Here is an 18,871-nt window from a genome sequence, read left to right on the forward strand (position 1 = left end):
CTTTGTTTTGTTGCTCTTTGTTTTGCTGATCCTTGTTTTGCTGATCTTTGTTTTGTTGATCCTTGTTTTGCTGATCTTTGTTTTGTTGATCTTTGTTTTGTTGATCTTTGTTTTGCTTCTTTTCTTGATCTTTCTTTAAAAGCTCTTCCACCAGTTTGCGATTATAAATGGCATCCTGATTTTGTGAATTAAGTGCCAGTGCTTTATCGTACGCTTTAATTGCCTCTTCGTACTTGCCCATATGCGCCAGGGCATTGCCTTGGTTATAATAGCCTGTTTCGTTTTTAAGTGCCTGATAAATCTCCGCGGCTTTCTGATAATCTCCGGCACGATAGGCGGCTGTCGCAGCCCAATCGTTGCGTGTAAATGTTTCCTTCGCTTGTTCAAACTGATTTTTTGCCATTAAATCGCGCCCTTGTTGATCGGATGTGGACCATAAGTCTTGCCAACTGAAGGCGTGAGTCGTTAAAGGCAAACATGAAATAAATAAAAACATAAAATAACGCATCATACGGCGACCCTCTGCATCCAACCACGACGAAATACAGGCAAAAGCAGCAGTAGCGCAGGTATTAAAAACCAGCGTCCTTCATCGCGCCAAAGCGGTATGTCTTCATCCTTGCTTAAAGCAAATTCGTTATTATTGCTTGCATTGAGCCATTGGTTGATATCATTGGAATCCGGGGTATATCGTACCAGCTGACCGTTGCCTGCATCAGCAAAACGGCCAAAAAGAGGATTCAGATTTTTATCGGCTTTGACTGGCATAATAGAAGAATGGATGCCGGAGGCTGCCAATTTTTTGGCGATGGCAATGGCATCATTGGTGGGGGCATCTGCAGTTAATACCAAAATTTGGCCCTGGTTATATCCTGCCTGTTTGATTAAATTACTGGCCTCATCCAAAGCGCTTCCAAGGTTCTGTCCCGCAACGGGCATAATGTCTGGGGTCAGTGAGGAAAGTAAAGATGAAATAGTCCGGCCATCATCAGTAAGTGGTGAAACCATAAAGGGTTCACTGGTAAACGCTACAAGACCAAACTGACCCACGTCCTTATGGGCAAATAAGTCATGAAGCTTAAATTTAGCACGGCTTAAACGGTTGGGTGTTAAATCATTTGCCATCATATTGTCGGACATATCCAACACTAGAACTCTGGGCTGTACGGGTTTATATGTTGCTATGGGGAGTTTGTACCAGGCAGGCCCGGCGATGCTCAAAATCATAAACAAGACACTAGTAAACAGACAGAGCATAGACCCCAGTCGTTGACCAGGTCCTTTTTTTTGCAATAGGTGGTTGAGTAAATGAGAATCACACACTTCTGACCAAGCATGTAATTTTGGTTTTTGCTGCCATAAAATCCATATTAACCCAAATAAAGGCAAAATCATGAGCAGCCACCAGGGCCTTAAAAAATGAAAATCTGCAATCATGATTTTAACGCCTCCTGAGTGAGTGCCGCAGAATTTACTTTCAAGGTCAAATTAGTTTTCTGAAGGAGCCAGGAAAAACAGAGTAACAATGCCATACCAACAAACCAGGGATAATACTCTTTCTGGGGACGAATAGTTTCCTGTTCCTGGTTTACTTTTTCCAATTCATTAATTGTTTTATAAATGGAATGTAATGTTTCAGTATCCGTAGCGCGGAAATAACGCCCCCCAGTCATGTCCGACATCTTTTCCAAGGTCTCTTCATCCAAATCTGCCGAGGGGTTTTGCATGATCAAATCGCCAACCAACGCTCTTGACTCCCCTGCAGACCCTAACCCGATGGTATAGATTTTAATTCCTTCTTCCTTTGCCAATTCAGCTGCTTTTAATGGGGCAAGGATACCGGAGTTATTGGCGCCATCGGTCAATAAAATAAGAACCCTTCCTTCTTTAGGCACATCATTCAGTCGTTTTACCGCAAGGCCTACAGCATCGCCAATGGATGTTGTTTTGCCTGCAAGGCCGGCAGTGGCATCCTCAAGCCGCAAGAGAATGGTATGCCGATCATAGGTGAGCGGGGTTTGCAAATACGCGCGTGTCCCGAAAAGAATCAGGCCAATTTTGTCTCCTTGGCGTTCGCGCACAAATTGCTCGGCAGCACTTTTCACGACACTCAGACGACTAACCGGACGCCCGTGCAGGAGCATATCGGGAATTTCCATGCTACCTGATAAATCCAAAGCCATCATGATGTTAAAGCCTTCGCGTGCAATTGGTTTGGGCGCGCCAATCCATCGTGGGCCTGCTAAAGCGATAACTAATAACAACCACACTATAGCCGGAACCAGTAGTGAATATTGTGCCGAAACGGAACGCTTCTCTTGATCCGCTATGTGCATCATGGCAGCAAAGAAAGGTACTTTCAATGCAGCAGGCAATTGTACTTTAGCCCGGGGTATCAAAAACCAGAAGAACAAGGGGATAGGTAAAATAATTAAAATCCATGGATTTGCTAATTCGAACATGGCACTCTCCTTTGTTTAATCCAAAGTTGGGCAGTTTGGAACAAGGGTTTGAGATCCATGGTTGACTCTGTTTTAAAGGGCGCATCTAACAACAAATCTTTTACCAATTTAAAATCAGTACCTTTCCCGGTTTCATTCAAAAAGTTAAGCCAATCCTCACCATGTAAACTTGCAACACGCTCCCTTGGGTAATAGGCAAGTGCAACCCGGCGTAGCAATTCGGAGATACGCGCACAGGTTAAGGAGCTATTCTGCTCTTTATCAAAGTTTTTTCGATAATCATTTAGCAAAAGCAAAGCCTGTTTCTTCGCCAAAGCGTAACGATGCCTTTTGTAAGCACCGTAGGCGAGAATGATTGCTATAAATAAAATCAGAGCCATCAGAATATACCAACCGGGAGCCAACGGCCACCAACCAATTGGTGCCGGAAGATGAATGTCTTTTAATTGCGCCAAGGGATCAGGGTTAGCCACGAGACCTCCGGGGGAACGTTTGCCGTACCATCTGTGCCAAATCAACATCTGCGGTGACCTGAACATATTGAATATATAAGCGCCGTAATTGGTTTTGCAAGTTCTCTATACGTTGCTGGCAATATTGTGCATACGCGGTATTTACAGATCGCACACTGGTATCAAGTATTAGTTCTTGTCGGCCATTGGTGATGGCATATTGTTGAGGTTTTGGTGGGGCAAGTTCCACTCGATCACAAATATGATAAGCCAAAATGTCGTTATGATAGCGTAATCGATTTAAATGCTTTTCACATTCGCTATCCATAGAGTAAAAATCACTGATGAGAACGATAATGCTCCCAGGCCTAACGACGCGGCGTAAACGGGCCAAGGCATCACTAAGCTGTCGTGGTTGAGCCTCCCTTTGCTCCTCTGTCTGGTCAGTATACCTGCATAAAGAAGCCAACAAAGGCAACACACCCATGTCCCGACTGCGAGGAGTAAATTCACTGTGATCGGTGGCTGAAAAAAATACCCCTCCCACACGGTCGCCCTCTTTGATTACAGTCCAGGCAAGCAAGGCGGTTAAGCGGGCAGCAATCACTGATTTAAATGCAATGCGGGTACCGAAAATCATGGATGGATTAAAGTCCGTGAGAATGACTACCGGTCTTTCACGCTCCTCCTGATAAATTTTGACATGGGGGCGGCCGGTGCGTGCCGTAACACGCCACTCCATATGACGTATTTCATCACCTGCCTGATAATTTCTTACTTCGGCAAAATCCATGCCGCGGCCACGCAATTTCGACAAATGAGAGCCTGACCGTATTGCTTTGCCTTGGGGACGATAGTGGATGGATTGCACATAACGCCTCAAATCAATTAATTCATTTAATTCTGCAATAACGCCATTAGCCATAAAAACCTCATGAACTTCGTATTTCTGCGTAGGGTTAAAGCTTAAAATAGTGTTGCGTGCAGCCGCTAATTATACAACATAACCCAGGCTGCAAACTATTCTACCTACGGGACAGCAACCAACCGTAATAAGGAGTCAATAAAATCATCGCTATGGATCCCTTCCGCCTCTGCTTCAAAACTTAATAAAATTCGGTGTCTTAATACATCGTGGGCGATTACGTGAATGTCATCTGGGGTGACATAATCTCTCCCAGAAAGCCAGGCATGCGCTTTGGAACAGCGATCCAGGGCAATTGTTGCGCGAGGGCTGGCGCCAAAACGCAACCAGCGGCCCAGTTCCTCACTGTATATCCCAGGATTACGGGTTGCTACTACTAATTGTACCAGATAATTTTCCAAAGCTTCGCTGGTATGCACATTCAGTACTTGTTTACGGGCTTCAAATAATGTTTTTTGTGATAGTTTTTCTGATGTTGGCGGTTTTGTAGCCATTGCCGCCCCCAAGGCTTCTTTTCGTGATAAAGCCAAAATATCGTGTTCTACCTTGGCATCAGGATAACTGATTTTCACATACATTAAAAATCGATCCAGTTGTGCTTCAGGCAAAGGGTAAGTACCTTCCTGTTCTATCGGGTTTTGTGTAGCCATCACCAGAAATAACTCAGGCAAAGGATAGGTCTTGCCCCCTATAGTAACTTGCCTTTCCGCCATTGCTTCCAGTAAAGCGGATTGGACTTTCGCCGGAGCACGGTTAATTTCATCCGCGAGCAGCAAGTGATGAAATATAGGGCCCGGTTGAAATACAAAAGAACCGTTTTGCGGGTGATAGACATCCGTGCCGGTCAAATCGCCAGGTAATAAATCTGGTGTAAATTGGATGCGATGAAAATTGCCCTCAACACCATCGGACAATTCTTTTACTGCTCGGGTTTTCGCTAACCCGGGGGCTCCTTCTACTAATAGATGGCCATCAGCAAGTAAAGCAATGAGCAAACGTGAAATTAATTCATTCTGACCTAGAATTTGCGAATTCAAACGGTGGCTTAACCGTAATATTTGGTTTTGCACTGCATTTCCAGTCTTACTATCTTCTACCTGCTCCATAGTTTCTACCTTAAAAAAATAACACCGAAAAGAGTAAAATAAAGAAAAACTTATCCTAGCGTGAATTGAACGCGATGCCAAGTACTGCAGCTGTTTTGCTGTTCAATATTTGCCCGCTTATCTTTTTGTCTGGATTTAAAATGGTGAATATATTTTTGCATCTGCTAAAGGTTAAGGTCGGGGTATGCCCTCATCCCACTCCTGGACTATTGCAGATAGTCTGGATGCAGCTCCAAGGGCATCATTGTTTGCAGTTTTTGATAAAGGGAGAGAATTTCTTCACAAAAAACATGGAACTGTTGCTGGTTTTCCCATAAATCATAGTCAGTTCCCTTAAGAAAAACTTGTTGTTTCGCCAGTGTTTTTAATAAGTCGAGTTCCTGACGAGAAAAGCCCAGGTGGCTATTTAATTCTACCAGTTCCATCAGATTTTTATGTTCTTTAACTGGACGGTGGTCATGTAAACAATAAGCTTTTAACGTCAGTTGAAAGGCTTGATAAATTAATGAAGTTACAGGGGTTAATACGGTGAGGGGATCCGTTTGTCTATAGGTCCAATTGGTAATTTGTTGCAGTAGATAATCAGCAGCATAAGCATGTTGGGTGGCAATATTGAGCATTTCCAAAGGAGATAAATAGCGTTTGTCCATAAAGGTGTTTTTCCTGTTAGATTCGATTTCTATGCAAGTATGGTAAAATAGGCACTCATTATATCCATGAAATAAATTGATGCACGCTTTTATTAATAGTTCTTTGCAAATAGGTTCCTTGATTTTGCCAAACCGATTAATTCAAGGACCTTTGGCTGGTTATAGTTGTGCCCCATTCAGAACTTTATTTAATCATTATGCACCACCGGCATATAGCGTTTCGGAAATGTGTTCGGCAAACGATGTCCTGTATAAACATGCTGCGAACTCCCGCTATATTTATCGGGCACCGCAGGAACAGTTTCTTGCGTATCAAATTGCCGGTACAGAGCCGAGCGTTCTGGCGAAAGCTGCCCTGAAGTTACAGGGTAATGGTGCAGATATTATTGATATAAATTGCGGGTGTCCTAAACCTAAAATACGCAAAAAGGGTGCAGGGAGCGCTTTGCTTGAGGCTCCAGACCAATTGATGCGAATTATTAAAGAAGTACGGGCGGCAATTACGATTCCGCTCACAATAAAAATTCGTATTCAAGGCAATGAGCAGGATCTAGTTGTGGCCAAAAAAATTGAAGAAGCTGGGGCAGATGCCTTGATTGTGCATGGCCGACGCTGGATTGATGATTACAATAAGGCTTCGGATTGGTCTCAAATTGCCCAAATCAAGCAAAGCGTAACTATTCCCGTAATTGCCAATGGAGACATTCACGATCTTGCCAGTTTACAACAAGCTGTAGACGTAAGCGGTTGCGACGCTTATATGATTTCCCGAGCTGGGAGCGGTAAGCCGTGGCTGTATCAGCAACTGTTAGAGCAACAGGGTGTCGCGGTAAGTGTTGTTGAAAAAATCAAGCTTTTTATGACCCATTTAGAAGGATTGGCTGCTTTGGAAGACGAGTATAAGGCGGTTTTACAAAGCAAGTCATTGGTTCGTTACTATTTTGGTAAACAATTAAATGAATCCATTTTACAGCGATTTTATCAATTGGATTCCTTGCAGGAAGTTCACAGTTTTCTACATTGCTCCATAGATAGTTTAAATTAAATCACTATAGTCCTGATTGTAGACCCGGAGTTGTCCTAGCCGCTGAATTACTTGTTGCGCCCCGGATTCATCTCCGTGTGCAAAACGAAGTCTGGCAAGATAATTTAAGTACATTTCAATATATTCTGGAGGTATAGGATAATGAAGACCGGCCTCCAAGATTTTCTGCGCCGGTTCAAGTTCATTATCCTCTATGAGAAAGCGGGCATAAGTAAGCCGCGCCAAACAAAAGCGGGGATTACTTTTTAATGCCTTAAGAAAATATTCTTTTGCAGTCGCAGGCTGATTAAGAGCCAAGCTTTGCAATAAGGCCATTTGCAAATAGGAACGGGCAAAATAGGGATTGATTGCTATTGCCTGCTCAATGGCAGTAAGTGCTTTCTGTGTCCACTGATGGCGCTGGCGTTCTGATGCAGCACTTTGGATTAATTGCAAGTAAGCATCTATTTGCAAACTTTGCACTTCCACAAATTGAAAAAAGTGCAAAGCATGGTTGCTGTAAGTCACTGCCTGGCGATATTGTTTTTGCTGAAGTGCAGTCTCGGTTTTACCAATATAATGTTCCAAAATTAAAAAACGAAAAAAATAACTGCTTATGAGGAAAAGAAATAACACAATGACGCTTTGTAAGCTCCAGAAAACCTTACCAGATGACAATGAATAAATGTGGATACATCCTTCTTTCCTAAAGAAACAATAAAGATACCCGATACAACACCCCAGGAGCAGATTCATGGGAAATACATAAAAATTAAAATCAATAATGCTGTGGCACGTCCAAGCCCCTAAGGCAGCAAAACAGGCCATGCCCTGAATATGGGCGACAGGATTTTTCTCCTGAACACGCAAGTAACGCATTAAATATTTGACACATACCACGATAATTGCAAGCAGGATGACCATACCAGGGACTCCTGTCTCAATCAACAATTGCAAAAAATCATTATGGACGTATTCAAGATTGGAGCCATCACCGGGTAAACTAAATGCAGGGTAGTATTGCTTAAAATTGAAAATTCCCAAGCCATACCAGGGCGATGCTTGCCATAAGTGCCAGGCCCCTTTCCAAATAACGAGGCGGGATTTTTCATGAGCAAGCAAATACAGCCGATGCTGTATGGCTGGTTGAGCCAATAAATATAATGTTAGTAAAGCCAGAACCACAACTGCGGATATTTGATAAATACTCTTCTTTTGAAGCGTATGGCGGCATAAAGTGATTTCTACGGCCGTGAAGAAAATAAAACACAGCATAACCCCGCGGCTTAATGCGGCGAATAAGGCAAAGCTGAGGAGATAAATACTGCTTAAAAGAAAAATTTGCTGCAATTTTTGTGTCTTAGAAGGGTCTGCCACCTCAGACTGAAGATGATTTAGAGTAAAAAACTTGCCTGTTAATAGCAGGTTCACGACCATTAAAAAGGCGGCGGCAGTATTTTTACTTGCAAAAAATCCGCTCGGCATTGCATTTCTAAACAAAAGTTGATTAAGAGCGTACACCGCACAACCCAACCCCAAAATCCAGAATAATCTCAATAAGTTTTGCCATAACCATTCCGGATGAGGATGTTGGGTCACTAAAAAAAATGTAAATACCCAGGCGGTGCATTGGAAAATACCGAAAAGAGCAGTATCAGACACCCACCCCAATAAAGGCGGGAAAGTTGTCCAGGCAAGCCAGAGAAGCATCCAGCACATTAATGCGTCATATTGAACTGATTTTGCAGACCATTGAAGGGCAAAGGAAAAACCCAGTACTGCAAGCATAATGCTGTAACTGATCAGTAAAATTGAATAATCGCTTGTTCCTCTAAACAGAAATGCCGTTAACGCCAGAAGAAAAAACAAGACGCCTGCAGTTTTATGAAAGATCGATGTGATAGGCCACCCCCCGACTACTTGCCGCGCCTTGACAACAAGGGGATATTAGACCCATTAACTTCCTTTAACATCCAGAAACCCATTTCCCTTTGATGAAGGGGCCATCCATAGCGAAATCATTCTGAGTGACAACTGGTGAAAGATTAGTTCTTCCTCCTGGAGGCATAAGGAACATATTCAGGTAATGTTGCCACATCCAGCCGCCCATTAAGCTAAAGGTTCCATTATTGGGGGTCATCCATTGATAGTTTAACCCTAATTTGGCTTCCAGCTCGGGAATAATGCGGCTTCTTTTGGCATAGGCGCTAAAAGAAGTACTGGCAAGCCCACTTAGGTTTGCCCCCGATAATTTTGCTTTTCGCTCCCCAAGGAGTAAGGCTGTAGCGCTTTGGGCAAAGAGCGAAAACCCGTAGTTCAGTTTATGGGTCATGTCTATCCCGACACGTGGACCTGCACCCTGGAATTTAGTATGAGTTGTCGAATATTGGAAAAGAGTATCAGTGGGGGTGAACCTGGTTTTTTCATAATTACGTTCAGTACGCTTAATTTCGGAGTTGACGTATTGTCCTCCGCCATAAAAACGGATATTTGTTTTCCTGCCAAAATCGCTGCTTTGCGCCAATTCAAGATTGACGACATCAACATCAGTATCATATTTCAAATGCGCAGTATTAGTAATATCTGGGATTTCTGTACTTACAGGAAAAGATACTACAAAATTCTTAGAACTATTGCCGTTAAAGTGCAGCCAATTTAAATTAAGGTCATTACCTGTATTAAAATGATAGCCCCCCTGCAGCAGAAATCCCCAATCCCAGGCTGATTTGGATTTAAGGCCATGATACGAGCCGCCGTTTAATGAGAGTATAGTAGGGTTAAGCAGGGGTGAATTTGTGGTTGGCTGTAAATATAAAGCGCTGATGCCTATCTCCCAAGCATTGCAGGGACAGGGAACAGTCACGTTATCAGGGTTGCATACTGGGCCCATTGTACCGGCATTTGCCATGCCCATACCCAAAGCACAAAACATAATAGTAGCTAGTTTCTTCATGAATTGGTTCTCATCCTGATTTGTTTTACCCATTATTAGGTAAGGAATTTAATAAATCAATAGGAAAGAATTAACCCCACCTAGCCAAGCAAGCTTCTTCCTCCGTCGACTTTGAGTATTTGTCCTGTAATAAATGAATTTTCTGCCAAAGCAAGCACAGCCTGGGCAATACAGTCCGGATCGCCATGTTTTTTTAATGGGGTTTTGGCAATGATTTTTTCTTTGGCTTCGGGAGTCAGGGAATTGAAATTTTCAGGCCAGGCAGTTGCGCCTGGTGCAATGGCGTTGACCCTTATTTCCGGTGCAAATTCCCGTGCCAAGCTTTTGGTTTGCATTTCCAAAGCCGCTTTGCTTTGACAATACACCGAATATTCTTTCAGAGGTTTTTGTGCATGGATGTCGGTTATATTGATAATAGCTCCTGAGTGCTTTGCCAATAAGGGACGGGCTGCAAGACATAGTAAAAAAGGGGCTTTAACATGAATGTCAAACAGGGAATACCAGTCTGTATCCGCGAAGGTGGTCAAATCAGTACGGATGAAGACGGAGGCATTATTAACTAACAAGTCCAGACGGGTAGTCCATTCCTGAACTGAAGTGAGCATCTCCTCTGCTGCCCCTGGAGCCGTAAGTTCCTTTTGCAAAACCCAAGCACTATGGGGGCGATGCGCATTTAAGTCTGCGGCCAGGCATTGTGCCTCTTGCAAGGAATGATGGCAATGAATAATTACCTTATAATCTGCTGCATGCAATTTTCTGACAATGGCAGCTCCTATACGGCGGGCACCGCCCGTAACTAAAGCGGTCTTCGTATCTTCTTTGGCTGATGGATTCAATGTATGTTTCCTATTCAATGATCTGACCTTCACCTGTTGCAATCCAGCTCCACCCCAGGAGGAGGTGTGGATGAGGGTATTGATTGTGGCTGATGAACGATAAATGCTACAATTACCACCCTCACACTGCCCCTCCATTCATGGGTGAGGGGATATCATTTTAAGTTATTAATTATGAGTATATTACAAACCTTAAATTCGCTCCTGACTCAACGCCAGGCGATTCCTTTTGTTGAATTCATGCAACTGGCATTGTACGCCCCCGGACATGGATATTACAGTTCCGGATTGCAAAAATTAGGGAGGCAGGGTGATTTTATTACTGCTCCCGAATTAACCCCATTGTTTGGTAAAGCTCTTGCCAATCAATGCCAGCAAGTGCTTATGGAACTTGAGTCTCCTGTTTTATTCGAATTTGGCGCAGGTTCGGGAGCTTTGTGTGTCGCCATTCTGGAGCATCTGGAAAAACAGAACTGTTTGCCTGAAACCTATTATATTTTGGAAGTGAGTGCGAACTTACAGCACCGCCAACGTGAACTGATAAATCAAAAAATTCCTCATTTAGCGCAGCGGGTGACGTGGCTTGAGCGGTGGCCGCAAGTTCCTTTTAACGGAGTGGTTATCGCTAATGAAGTTCTGGATGCAATGCCTGTGCACCGTTTTATGAAAACAGATGAGGCTATCATGGAAAGTTATGTGGCCCTGGATGAACAGCAGCATTTAGTCGAATTATTTAAGCCCTGCGAGAATCAACGATTACTGGATTACATCAATAACAGATTGTCATTATCCAATGCTCCTTATCTTTCGGAGGTGAATCTATTTATTGATGATTGGATTTTGAATCTTAATCAGATGCTGCACCAAGGGGTGGTATTTTTAATTGATTATGGATTCCCCCGTCATGAGTATTATCATCCGGATAGAAATCAGGGAACTTTAATGTGCCATTATCAACACCACAGCCATCCTGACCCTTTAATGCACCCAGGGGAACAAGACATAACCGCACATGTTGATTTTACGCATGTAGCGGAAGCGGGGCATCAAGCGGGCTTCCATATTTCCGGTTTTACGAACCAAGCCTCTTTTTTGCTGGCTAACGGTTTGCTAAGCTTATTAAATTCATTGGATAGCGAGTTGGAACTAGTGCATGCGAAGCAAGCGATAAAGCAGCTTACCCTTCCCAGTGAAATGGGAGAGTTATTTAAAGTAATTGCTTTAAGCAAAAATGTGGATATTCCCTTAAACGGGTTCCTGTTACATGATAAACGAGTGAGTTTATGACTATAAAAAAATACCTGACAACCGTAGAACTCCAAAAAGAGTCCATGAAATTTTCTGCGGGACATACGACAATTTTCTCTGCAACAGAAAGAGAGCCCTTACATGGGCATATGTATGGAGTTTATTTGGCCCTCACTACCTGGGTGGAAGAAAATGGGATGACCTTTGATTATCGCTATTACAAGGAACGTATCCATAAATTATGCCGATTTCTAAACCAGACTTTTTTGATGCCGCAATTTTCTCCCTTTTTAGAATTTGCGGAGGATGAAGAGTATTATTATTTTACGTTTAACCACAAAAAAATCCCTTTTCTTAAAGAAGACGTGACTCTTTTACCCGTATCGAATATCACGGTTGAAGAGTTATCCCGTTGGTTTGTCAATGAATTGATTAAAGATAAAGCAGAGCTGGATCGCCATCGTATTGAAACTGTGGTGGTTAAGGTTTTCTCAGCTCCAGGACAATCAGCCAGCCACCAATGGCAAAGAGTACATGAATAAAAGTGAGCGCAGTCATTCTATTGAGGATAATTCTACATCCTTTGCTGAAGCTCCATCTCTAGAGATTATCGAGGAGAATGCCGCAGAGCTGGAAAATATCATCTATCAAGTCTGTATTCCCCATACGCATCGTGAGTATTTTGATTATGTTGCAGAAGGTTTAAGCCCATGTATCGGAGCTCGAGTTTGGGTTCCTTTTCGCAAACAAATTCGTCTGGGTTTGGTAATCGGCAAGGTAAATACTTCCCATGATATTAGCGCACTAAAGAGCATCGGTACCCTCATTGATGAACAGCCATTAATCGAGGAAGACATGTTGACTCTATGCTCCTGGATTGCCAATTATTATCAATCCCCTTTATCTGAGGTATTACCACTTGCCTTACCTAAAAAATATCGCTTGGGGGAGCCTTGCCAATTACCCATGGGAGATTTTTATCAATTGGCATTACCGTTGGAGGAAGCCAAAAAGCATCTTCCTGCCCGAGCCCGCAAACAACACGAGCTTATCCAGTTTTTGAGTACGCAAACAAAACCAATTCTCAGGCAACATTTAACCGAGAAAGGATTTAATTCCACCCAGCTTTGCAGTTTACTGGCTGCAGAAGTTATTTCCTTATCACAGCAAATCATGTTGCCCGAAAGAACGGAAGCTTCATTATCGTCCCCCTTGCCTCTTAATCCCGAACAAAAGGTGGCGGTAACTGCAATCACCGAAGCCTTACACCAATATCAGTGCTTTTTGTTGCAAGGGATCACAGGAAGCGGGAAAACGGAAGTCTATTTGCAGGTAATCGCTCAAGTACTGGCACAACAAAAGCAAGTATTAATCCTGGTTCCTGAAATTGGATTAACACCTCAATTAGTCTCCCGTTTTAAGGAACGTTTCAAAGAGCAAATCGCCGTAATCCATTCGAACTTGAATGAAACGGAGCGTCAGGTAGCATGGCAATTGGCCAAGGAAAGCAAAGTGCAAATGGTGATCGGAACTCGGGCTGCAATTTTCACACCGATGCCTGATTTAGGTCTTATTGTGATTGATGAAGAGCATGATGCTTCCTTAAAGCAAATGGAGGGGGTGCGTTATTCCGCCCGAGATACGGCTTTGATGCGGGCCCATTTGGCAAATATACCTGTTATTTTGGGCTCGGCAACCCCAAGTCTTGAGAGCATCCACAATGTGAGGCAAAAGAAATATACATTATTACGTTTAAATCAAAAGGCCCTCTCCACAACCCCGTTGCACTATCAACTCATCGATTTACGATCGCAGCCACTCCAGCATGGCTTGGCAACCACAACCTTACAAGTAATTCAGGAGCACTTGCACAAACAAAATCAGGTCCTGGTATTTATTAATCGGCGTGGTTTTGCTCCTGTTCTCTTGTGTCATCAATGCGGTTGGATGGCTGACTGCCGCGCTTGCGACAGCCATTTGACCCTGCATAAATATCTTGGGCAGATGATTTGCCATCATTGCGGGTTAGTCCAAAAAACTCCAGACCACTGCCTCAGTTGTCATAGTGTGGAATTAATCCCGGTTGGTGCGGGAACCCAGCGCGTCCACGAGTTCCTAAGCTCCTATTTTCCTGATACCCAAGTGATTCGTATTGATCGTGACGCTGTGCGCAAAAAAAATTCTTTGGATGAACATCTTCTTAAAATTCATCAAGGGGAGGCACAGTTAATTGTAGGCACTCAAATGCTTGCCAAAGGCCATCATTTTCCTCGCCTTTCTTTGGTTGTTATTCTTGATGCTGATGCAGGACTTTATAATCAGGATTTTCGTGCTTTGGAGCATTTAGGACAATTATTAATACAAGTTTCAGGGCGTGCAGGCCGTGTTGATCAGGAAGGTCAAGTCTTAATACAAACGCATCTCCCCGATCACCCTTTGCTCAATTTATTGATTCAACAAGGCTATGATTCCTTTGCAGATGCATTATTAACTACCCGTCAACAAGCCCAACTTCCTCCATTCGAGTATTTAGCCTTAATTAGAGCGCAAGGAAAAGCCGTGGGCAGTGTTTTAAAATTTTTACATGCGGCCAAAGAGTGTATAGGAAACTCTCCGGTTATGGTGATGGGACCTGCACCCGCCCCTATGCCTCGTAAAGCCAATCAGCATCGCATGCAACTGCTGATTAAATCCTCTTCGCGTAAACATTTAAAAAATGTTTTAACGCAGTTACGAGAGTGGCTGGTGGGAAATAAATTAAGTAATGGGGTTCGTTGGAATGTAGATGTGGATCCTATGGATTTATCATGAAGGAGGTCATGCACAATGAATGAGTCGAAAATTGCAGTACATAAAAAAATTTTCCCTATAGCCTGGGGCGATATGGATGCATTAGGCCATGTAAATAACGCCCGCTATTTTGATTATTTTCAGGAAGCGCGTATCGACTGGTTACGAGAACTCAATATCAACATGAGTGAAAAAACAGGCCCGGTTGTAATTCATGTGGCCTGTACCTTTTTAAAACCGGTCATTTATCCGGCGACGGTGACTTTGTCTTCCAAAATACACAGTCTTGGCAATTCCAGTATGATGATGGATCACGATCTCTATCAGGGTGAGGTGTTAATGGCACAGGGTAGTTGCAAAATAGTTTGGGTTGATTACCAGCAAAATAAATCAATTTCCTTACCCCATGAGATCCGAGAACTTTTTGAAACAAAGTAACCCCTGCAGTCTTGGTGCTGAAGCAGAATGGAGAACAACCACAATGGGGTAACCCGGGGAGCGCGGCACACCCCGGCTGTACATAGAATTTTAAACTGCAATCGGTGCTTTGATGGCAGGATGAGATTGATAGTTTACGAATTCAAAATCTTCATAAGCATAGTCAAATAAGGAATCAGGTTTACGTTTGATATTTAAAGTAGCTAAAGGCAGCGGTTCCCTCGTTAATTGAGTACGAGCTTGTTCCAGGTGATTGAGATATAAATGGCAATCTCCCCCTGTCCATATGAATTCCCCGACATTGAGATCGCATTGCTGGGCAACCATGTGGGTTAACAGGGCATAGGACGCAATATTAAAAGGCACGCCTAAAAATACATCTGCAGAACGTTGATACAATTGACAAGAAAGGGTGTTGTTGGCTACATAAAATTGAAATAAAGCATGGCAAGGCATCAAAGCCATTTGATCCAATTCTCCCACATTCCAGGCACTCACCAGCAACCGCCGGGAATCAGGGTTGGTTTTAATTTGGTGAACCACATCACTGAGTTGATCAATAGTGCGTCCATCTGCTGTGGGCCAATTTCGCCATTGTTTGCCATAAATGGGTCCCAAATCACCATGGCTATCAGCCCATTCATCCCAAATACTAACTCCATTTTCATTTAAATAGGCAATATTGGTATCCCCCTTTAAAAACCAGAGTAACTCATGAACAATACTGCGCATATGGAGTTTTTTGGTGGTCACTAAAGGGAATCCCTGGCGCAAATCAAAGCGCATTTGATAACCAAAAACCGACAAGGTACCTGTGCCTGTTCGGTCTGTTTTTTCGCTGCCATTGTTTAATATATGTTCCAGTAAATTCAAATAAGTTTTCATCGTTTAAGCCACCATAACCAAAATCCCAGTAACAACATGGGAATAGATAAAATTTGTCCCATTGTCAACCATCCGAAAGCGATATAGCCCAATTGTGGGTCGGGTTGTCGGAAAAACTCGGCAATGATACGACATACTGCATAGCCCATGAGGAAGACAGCGGAGACGCGACCTACTGGCCGGGGTTTACGCGCATAGATCCAAACAAGTAAAAACAATCCGATTCCCTCTAAACCAAATTCATATAATTCTGAAGGATGGCGAGGCTGGTCATCTACATGGCTGTATACCATACCCCAAGGCATGTCGGTAACTCGTCCCCATAATTCACCGTTAATAAAATTACCAATACGCCCGGCACCTAAACCGATGGGCACAAGTGGGGCAATGAAATCCCCCAACTCCAGGAACGATTTTTTACTTTTTCTGGAAAAGAGCCAAAGAGCAAGAGCAACACCAAGCAATCCCCCATGAAAAGACATTCCTCCTTGCCAGAGCTTAAATAAAGACAAGGGGTTGTGGAGCAATTCCGGGAAGTTATAGAACAGCATATAACCGATGCGTCCACCAACAATGACCCCGAGGGCAGCATAAAAAATCAAATCACTGATTTGTTCTGAAGTCCAATCCAGATGGTAATGTTTGGCACGCCAGTGAGCGAGTAACCAGCCACTCACAAATCCAATCAAATACATTAAGCCATACCAGTGAACTTGAATGGGACCGATTGAAAATGCTACAGGATTGATGTAGGGAAAGGTTAGCATCTTTTTTTAATTATCCTTTTTTATGTGCATGAGCAGTTCATATGGACTTCCCAGAGCGGATAAGGCTGCCTAATCCTTCTTCTTCCAGGGCTTTTTGCAAATGAAAACGAATTTGCGCCGGATGTTCAAACTCCAATACTTCGGCAAGGATTTTACGGGCATTGGCAATGGCAAAATTACGGATAACCCATTTTACCCGCGGTAAACTGGAGGAGTTCATACTTAAAGTATCAAAACCCATGGCGACCAATAAAATAACCGCTAGGGGATCACTGGCCATTTCGCCACAAATACTTACTTCCACTCCAGCAGCATGACCGCCTTCTACTATTTTCAGTAACACGCGCAGCATTGCCGGATGCATGGAATCATAAAGGCCTGCAACTCGCGCATTGTTTCTATCTACTGCTAAAAAATACTGGGTCAAATCATTGCTGCCTACGGAGATAAAATCAACTCGCTTAGCCATTTCGCGTGCCAAATAGGCGGCTGCAGGAACCTCGATCATAACCCCTACCTTGGGTTTTTCGATAACGCAACCTTCTTCCAGCAATTCCGTGAAGGCTTGATCAATAAGGTAGGAAGCTTCTTCGACTTCACTTAAATTAGTGACCATAGGCAGCATGATACGCAAATTATTCAATCCCTCGCTTGCTCGCATCATTGCCCGAACCTGCATCAAGAAGACGTCAGGATGATCCAGGGTGACGCGAATTCCCCGCCATCCCAGGTAGGGGTTATCTTCAGCTACCGGGAAATAGGGAAGTACCTTATCACCGCCAATATCCAGAGTTCTCATGGTGACAGGATGGGGGGCAAAGGCTTTCAGAGTTTGCCGATAAATAATGGTTTGCTCATCTTCTGAAGGAAAATGGTCCCGACTCATAAAAGGAACTTCTGAGCGGTATAGGCCAACACCTTCAGCACCAACACTCATGGATAATCCAGCGTCCATAGCCAAGCCCGTATTCACTTGCAAGGAAATTTTATAGTTATCCGTCGTTTCTGCAGGTTTATCCCGCAAACTAACCAGACTCTGATTTAAAGCTTGTTCTTCCTGTTCAAGGAGTTTGAATTCTGCCAATACCGATTTTGAGGGGGAAATATAAACTTGCCCGTAATATCCATCAACAACTACGGCACGCCGGGAAATGGAGTCCAATTTTAAGCCACGGACACCCATAACCGTGGGTACGCCCAAAGCGCGTGCTAAAATAGCGACATGCGAATTATTGGACCCTTTGGCTGAGATAACTCCCGCAAGATATCCTTCAGGAACTTCGGCTAAGGCCGCGGGGGTTACTTCCTCTCCAACTAAAATTGTTCTTTTGGGATAAACAATTTCTTCTTGTTGGGACAATTGTAATGCCGCCAAGACACGGCGTCCCAAATCACGGAAATCACTGGCGCGTTCGCGAAGATAGCTGTCTTCCATGCTTTCAAATTGGGCGATGTGCTTTTTGATCACATTTGCCAGGGCGGCTTGCGCCCCTATTTTTTCTTTGCGGATTATATGCTCTACTTCAACGCCCAGGCTGTCTTTATCGAGTATCCGCAAATAAACATCAAACAAGGCATGTTCTTCTTCGCCTACTACAGATTTCATGCGTTTGCTTAAACGATGCATGTCTTCGCGGGTGGATTCCAGCGCTTCATAAAACGCGTTAATTTCTTCATCCAGAGTCTCAACAGGGTTTTGAGGTACCGCATCAATATCGGCTTGAGGATATACAACCACCGCAGTACCTATTCCAATCCCAGGGACAGAACCAATTCCTGCCAGAGCTGCTGGACTGACTTCGACTTTTTTGCTAACACCCAGGGGTTTGGGCTGGGTTAATTCTGCCAGCTCCCCTGTGGCTTCTGCATGTGCAATAATTCCGCCCAGCTGGGCTGCCAAGGTAATTAAAAAAGATTCTTCAGTATCATCAAAATAACGTTGTTCTGTTTGTTGCACAATGAGAACTCCATAGAGTTTTCTGTGCTGTATGATGGGGACCCCTAAAAATGCTCGAAGATGTTCTTCACCTAGTAAAGGATTATGGTAAAAATCAGGATGGTCTGGAGCATCTTCAAGATTAATGGGTTCTTCGCGGCGGCCCACAAGACCTACAAGGCCGCTATCAAAGGAAATACGAACGCGGAATTGGGCTTCCTTGTTTAAACCTTCTGTGGCAATAAGAACATATTCGGCGTGTTTGGTATCTATAAGGTAAACGGAAGCGGCCTCTGCATTAATGGCTTTATTAATTTGTTGCACTAAAATGCCAAGTGCCTCAGAAAGCTGCTTCGCAGTAGTGACTTCTTGAACTATCCGTTTAAGTACTTTGAGCAT

The 18,871-nt window shown here is 43.5% G+C and carries 17 protein-coding genes and 1 pseudogene; 5 read left to right on the top strand and 13 right to left on the bottom strand.

Features of this window, described 5'->3' with window-relative positions:
- The 7 genes and pseudogenes from KYQ_RS19400 to KYQ_RS00575 form a co-directional block, all read right to left on the bottom strand.
- Window positions 1-532 (bottom strand): annotated as a pseudogene (locus KYQ_RS19400) (tetratricopeptide repeat protein); the annotation flags it as partial.
- Window positions 508-1,437, bottom strand: a complete 930-nt coding sequence (locus tag KYQ_RS00550; protein ID WP_019349449.1) for a VWA domain-containing protein — start codon at window positions 1,435-1,437, stop codon at window positions 508-510. The pseudogene KYQ_RS19400 and the gene KYQ_RS00550, both read right to left, overlap by 25 nt.
- A complete protein-coding gene (locus KYQ_RS00555) occupies window positions 1,434-2,462 on the bottom strand; it encodes a VWA domain-containing protein (protein WP_010652271.1) in 1,029 nt (342 codons plus the stop codon). Before KYQ_RS00555 ends, KYQ_RS00550 begins: the two co-directional genes overlap by 4 nt.
- On the bottom strand, window positions 2,450-2,935 hold the full coding sequence (locus tag KYQ_RS00560) for a DUF4381 domain-containing protein (RefSeq protein WP_010652272.1): 486 nt from the start codon (window positions 2,933-2,935) through the stop codon (window positions 2,450-2,452). The genes KYQ_RS00555 and KYQ_RS00560 overlap by 13 nt, the downstream gene beginning before the upstream one ends.
- Window positions 2,928-3,839 carry a DUF58 domain-containing protein gene (locus tag KYQ_RS00565; protein WP_019349450.1) on the bottom strand — a complete coding sequence of 304 codons (912 nt, stop codon included), beginning with the start codon at window positions 3,837-3,839 and terminating at the stop codon, window positions 2,928-2,930. Before KYQ_RS00565 ends, KYQ_RS00560 begins: the two co-directional genes overlap by 8 nt.
- 104 nt (window positions 3,840-3,943) lie before the next feature.
- Window positions 3,944-4,945, bottom strand: a complete 1,002-nt coding sequence (locus KYQ_RS00570) for an AAA family ATPase (protein WP_010652274.1) — start codon at window positions 4,943-4,945, stop codon at window positions 3,944-3,946.
- A gap of 206 nt (window positions 4,946-5,151) precedes the next feature.
- A complete protein-coding gene (locus tag KYQ_RS00575; RefSeq protein ID WP_010652275.1) occupies window positions 5,152-5,595 on the bottom strand; it encodes a hypothetical protein in 444 nt (147 codons plus the stop codon).
- Between the two features lie 79 nt (window positions 5,596-5,674).
- Between KYQ_RS00575 and KYQ_RS00580 the strand changes: the two genes are divergently transcribed.
- Window positions 5,675-6,640 carry a tRNA dihydrouridine synthase gene (locus KYQ_RS00580; RefSeq protein ID WP_019349451.1) on the top strand — a complete coding sequence of 322 codons (966 nt, stop codon included), beginning with the start codon at window positions 5,675-5,677 and terminating at the stop codon, window positions 6,638-6,640.
- On the opposite strand, the gene KYQ_RS00585 is transcribed toward KYQ_RS00580, so the two are convergent.
- The 3 genes from KYQ_RS00585 to KYQ_RS00595 all read right to left on the bottom strand — a co-directional run bounded on the left by KYQ_RS00585 (window position 6,632) and on the right by KYQ_RS00595 (window position 10,408).
- Window positions 6,632-8,488, bottom strand: a complete 1,857-nt coding sequence (locus KYQ_RS00585; RefSeq protein ID WP_010652277.1) for an O-antigen ligase family protein — start codon at window positions 8,486-8,488, stop codon at window positions 6,632-6,634. The two genes, KYQ_RS00580 and KYQ_RS00585, sit on opposite strands and share 9 nt — an antisense overlap.
- A 97-nt stretch (window positions 8,489-8,585) precedes the next feature.
- Window positions 8,586-9,572: an Lpg1974 family pore-forming outer membrane protein gene (locus KYQ_RS00590; protein WP_010652278.1), complete on the bottom strand. Its 987-nt coding sequence runs from the start codon at window positions 9,570-9,572 to the stop codon at window positions 8,586-8,588.
- Between the two features lie 80 nt (window positions 9,573-9,652).
- Window positions 9,653-10,408, bottom strand: coding sequence for a pteridine reductase (locus KYQ_RS00595; protein WP_029488941.1), 756 nt, complete (start codon window positions 10,406-10,408; stop codon window positions 9,653-9,655).
- A 174-nt stretch (window positions 10,409-10,582) separates the two neighbouring features.
- Here KYQ_RS00595 and KYQ_RS00600 point away from each other — a divergent pair, with 174 nt between their 5' ends.
- The 4 genes from KYQ_RS00600 to KYQ_RS00615 are packed head-to-tail and all read left to right on the top strand — an operon-like array spanning window position 10,583 to window position 14,884.
- The gene (locus KYQ_RS00600) at window positions 10,583-11,695 is read left to right on the top strand and encodes a class I SAM-dependent methyltransferase (protein ID WP_010652280.1); all 1,113 of its coding nucleotides are present in this window, start codon (window positions 10,583-10,585) and stop codon (window positions 11,693-11,695) included.
- Window positions 11,692-12,198, top strand: coding sequence for a 6-pyruvoyl trahydropterin synthase family protein (locus KYQ_RS00605; RefSeq protein ID WP_010652281.1), 507 nt, complete (start codon window positions 11,692-11,694; stop codon window positions 12,196-12,198). Before KYQ_RS00600 ends, KYQ_RS00605 begins: the two co-directional genes overlap by 4 nt.
- Window positions 12,191-14,467 (top strand): primosomal protein N', encoded by a 2,277-nt coding sequence (locus KYQ_RS00610; RefSeq protein WP_010652282.1) that lies wholly within the window; start codon window positions 12,191-12,193, stop codon window positions 14,465-14,467. Before KYQ_RS00605 ends, KYQ_RS00610 begins: the two co-directional genes overlap by 8 nt.
- A gap of 15 nt (window positions 14,468-14,482) precedes the next feature.
- Complete coding sequence (locus tag KYQ_RS00615; protein WP_010652283.1) at window positions 14,483-14,884, top strand: acyl-CoA thioesterase; 402 nt, start codon at window positions 14,483-14,485, stop codon at window positions 14,882-14,884.
- 90 nt (window positions 14,885-14,974) lie between these two features.
- Here the strand turns inward: KYQ_RS00615 and thyA are convergent, their stop codons facing one another.
- From thyA to ptsP, 3 genes are read right to left on the bottom strand one after another with little or no spacing between them, the layout of a single operon-like run.
- Window positions 14,975-15,769: a thymidylate synthase gene (thyA, locus tag KYQ_RS00620; RefSeq protein ID WP_010652284.1), complete on the bottom strand. Its 795-nt coding sequence runs from the start codon at window positions 15,767-15,769 to the stop codon at window positions 14,975-14,977.
- Entirely contained in the window at window positions 15,766-16,536 is a 771-nt protein-coding gene (gene lgt / locus KYQ_RS00625) for a prolipoprotein diacylglyceryl transferase (protein ID WP_010652285.1), read from the bottom strand. Before lgt ends, thyA begins: the two co-directional genes overlap by 4 nt.
- A 37-nt stretch (window positions 16,537-16,573) precedes the next feature.
- Complete coding sequence (gene ptsP / locus KYQ_RS00630; RefSeq protein ID WP_010652286.1) at window positions 16,574-18,871, bottom strand: phosphoenolpyruvate--protein phosphotransferase; 2,298 nt, start codon at window positions 18,869-18,871, stop codon at window positions 16,574-16,576.

Source organism: Fluoribacter dumoffii NY 23 (assembly GCF_000236165.1).
GTDB lineage: Bacteria > Pseudomonadota > Gammaproteobacteria > Legionellales > Legionellaceae > Legionella > Legionella dumoffii.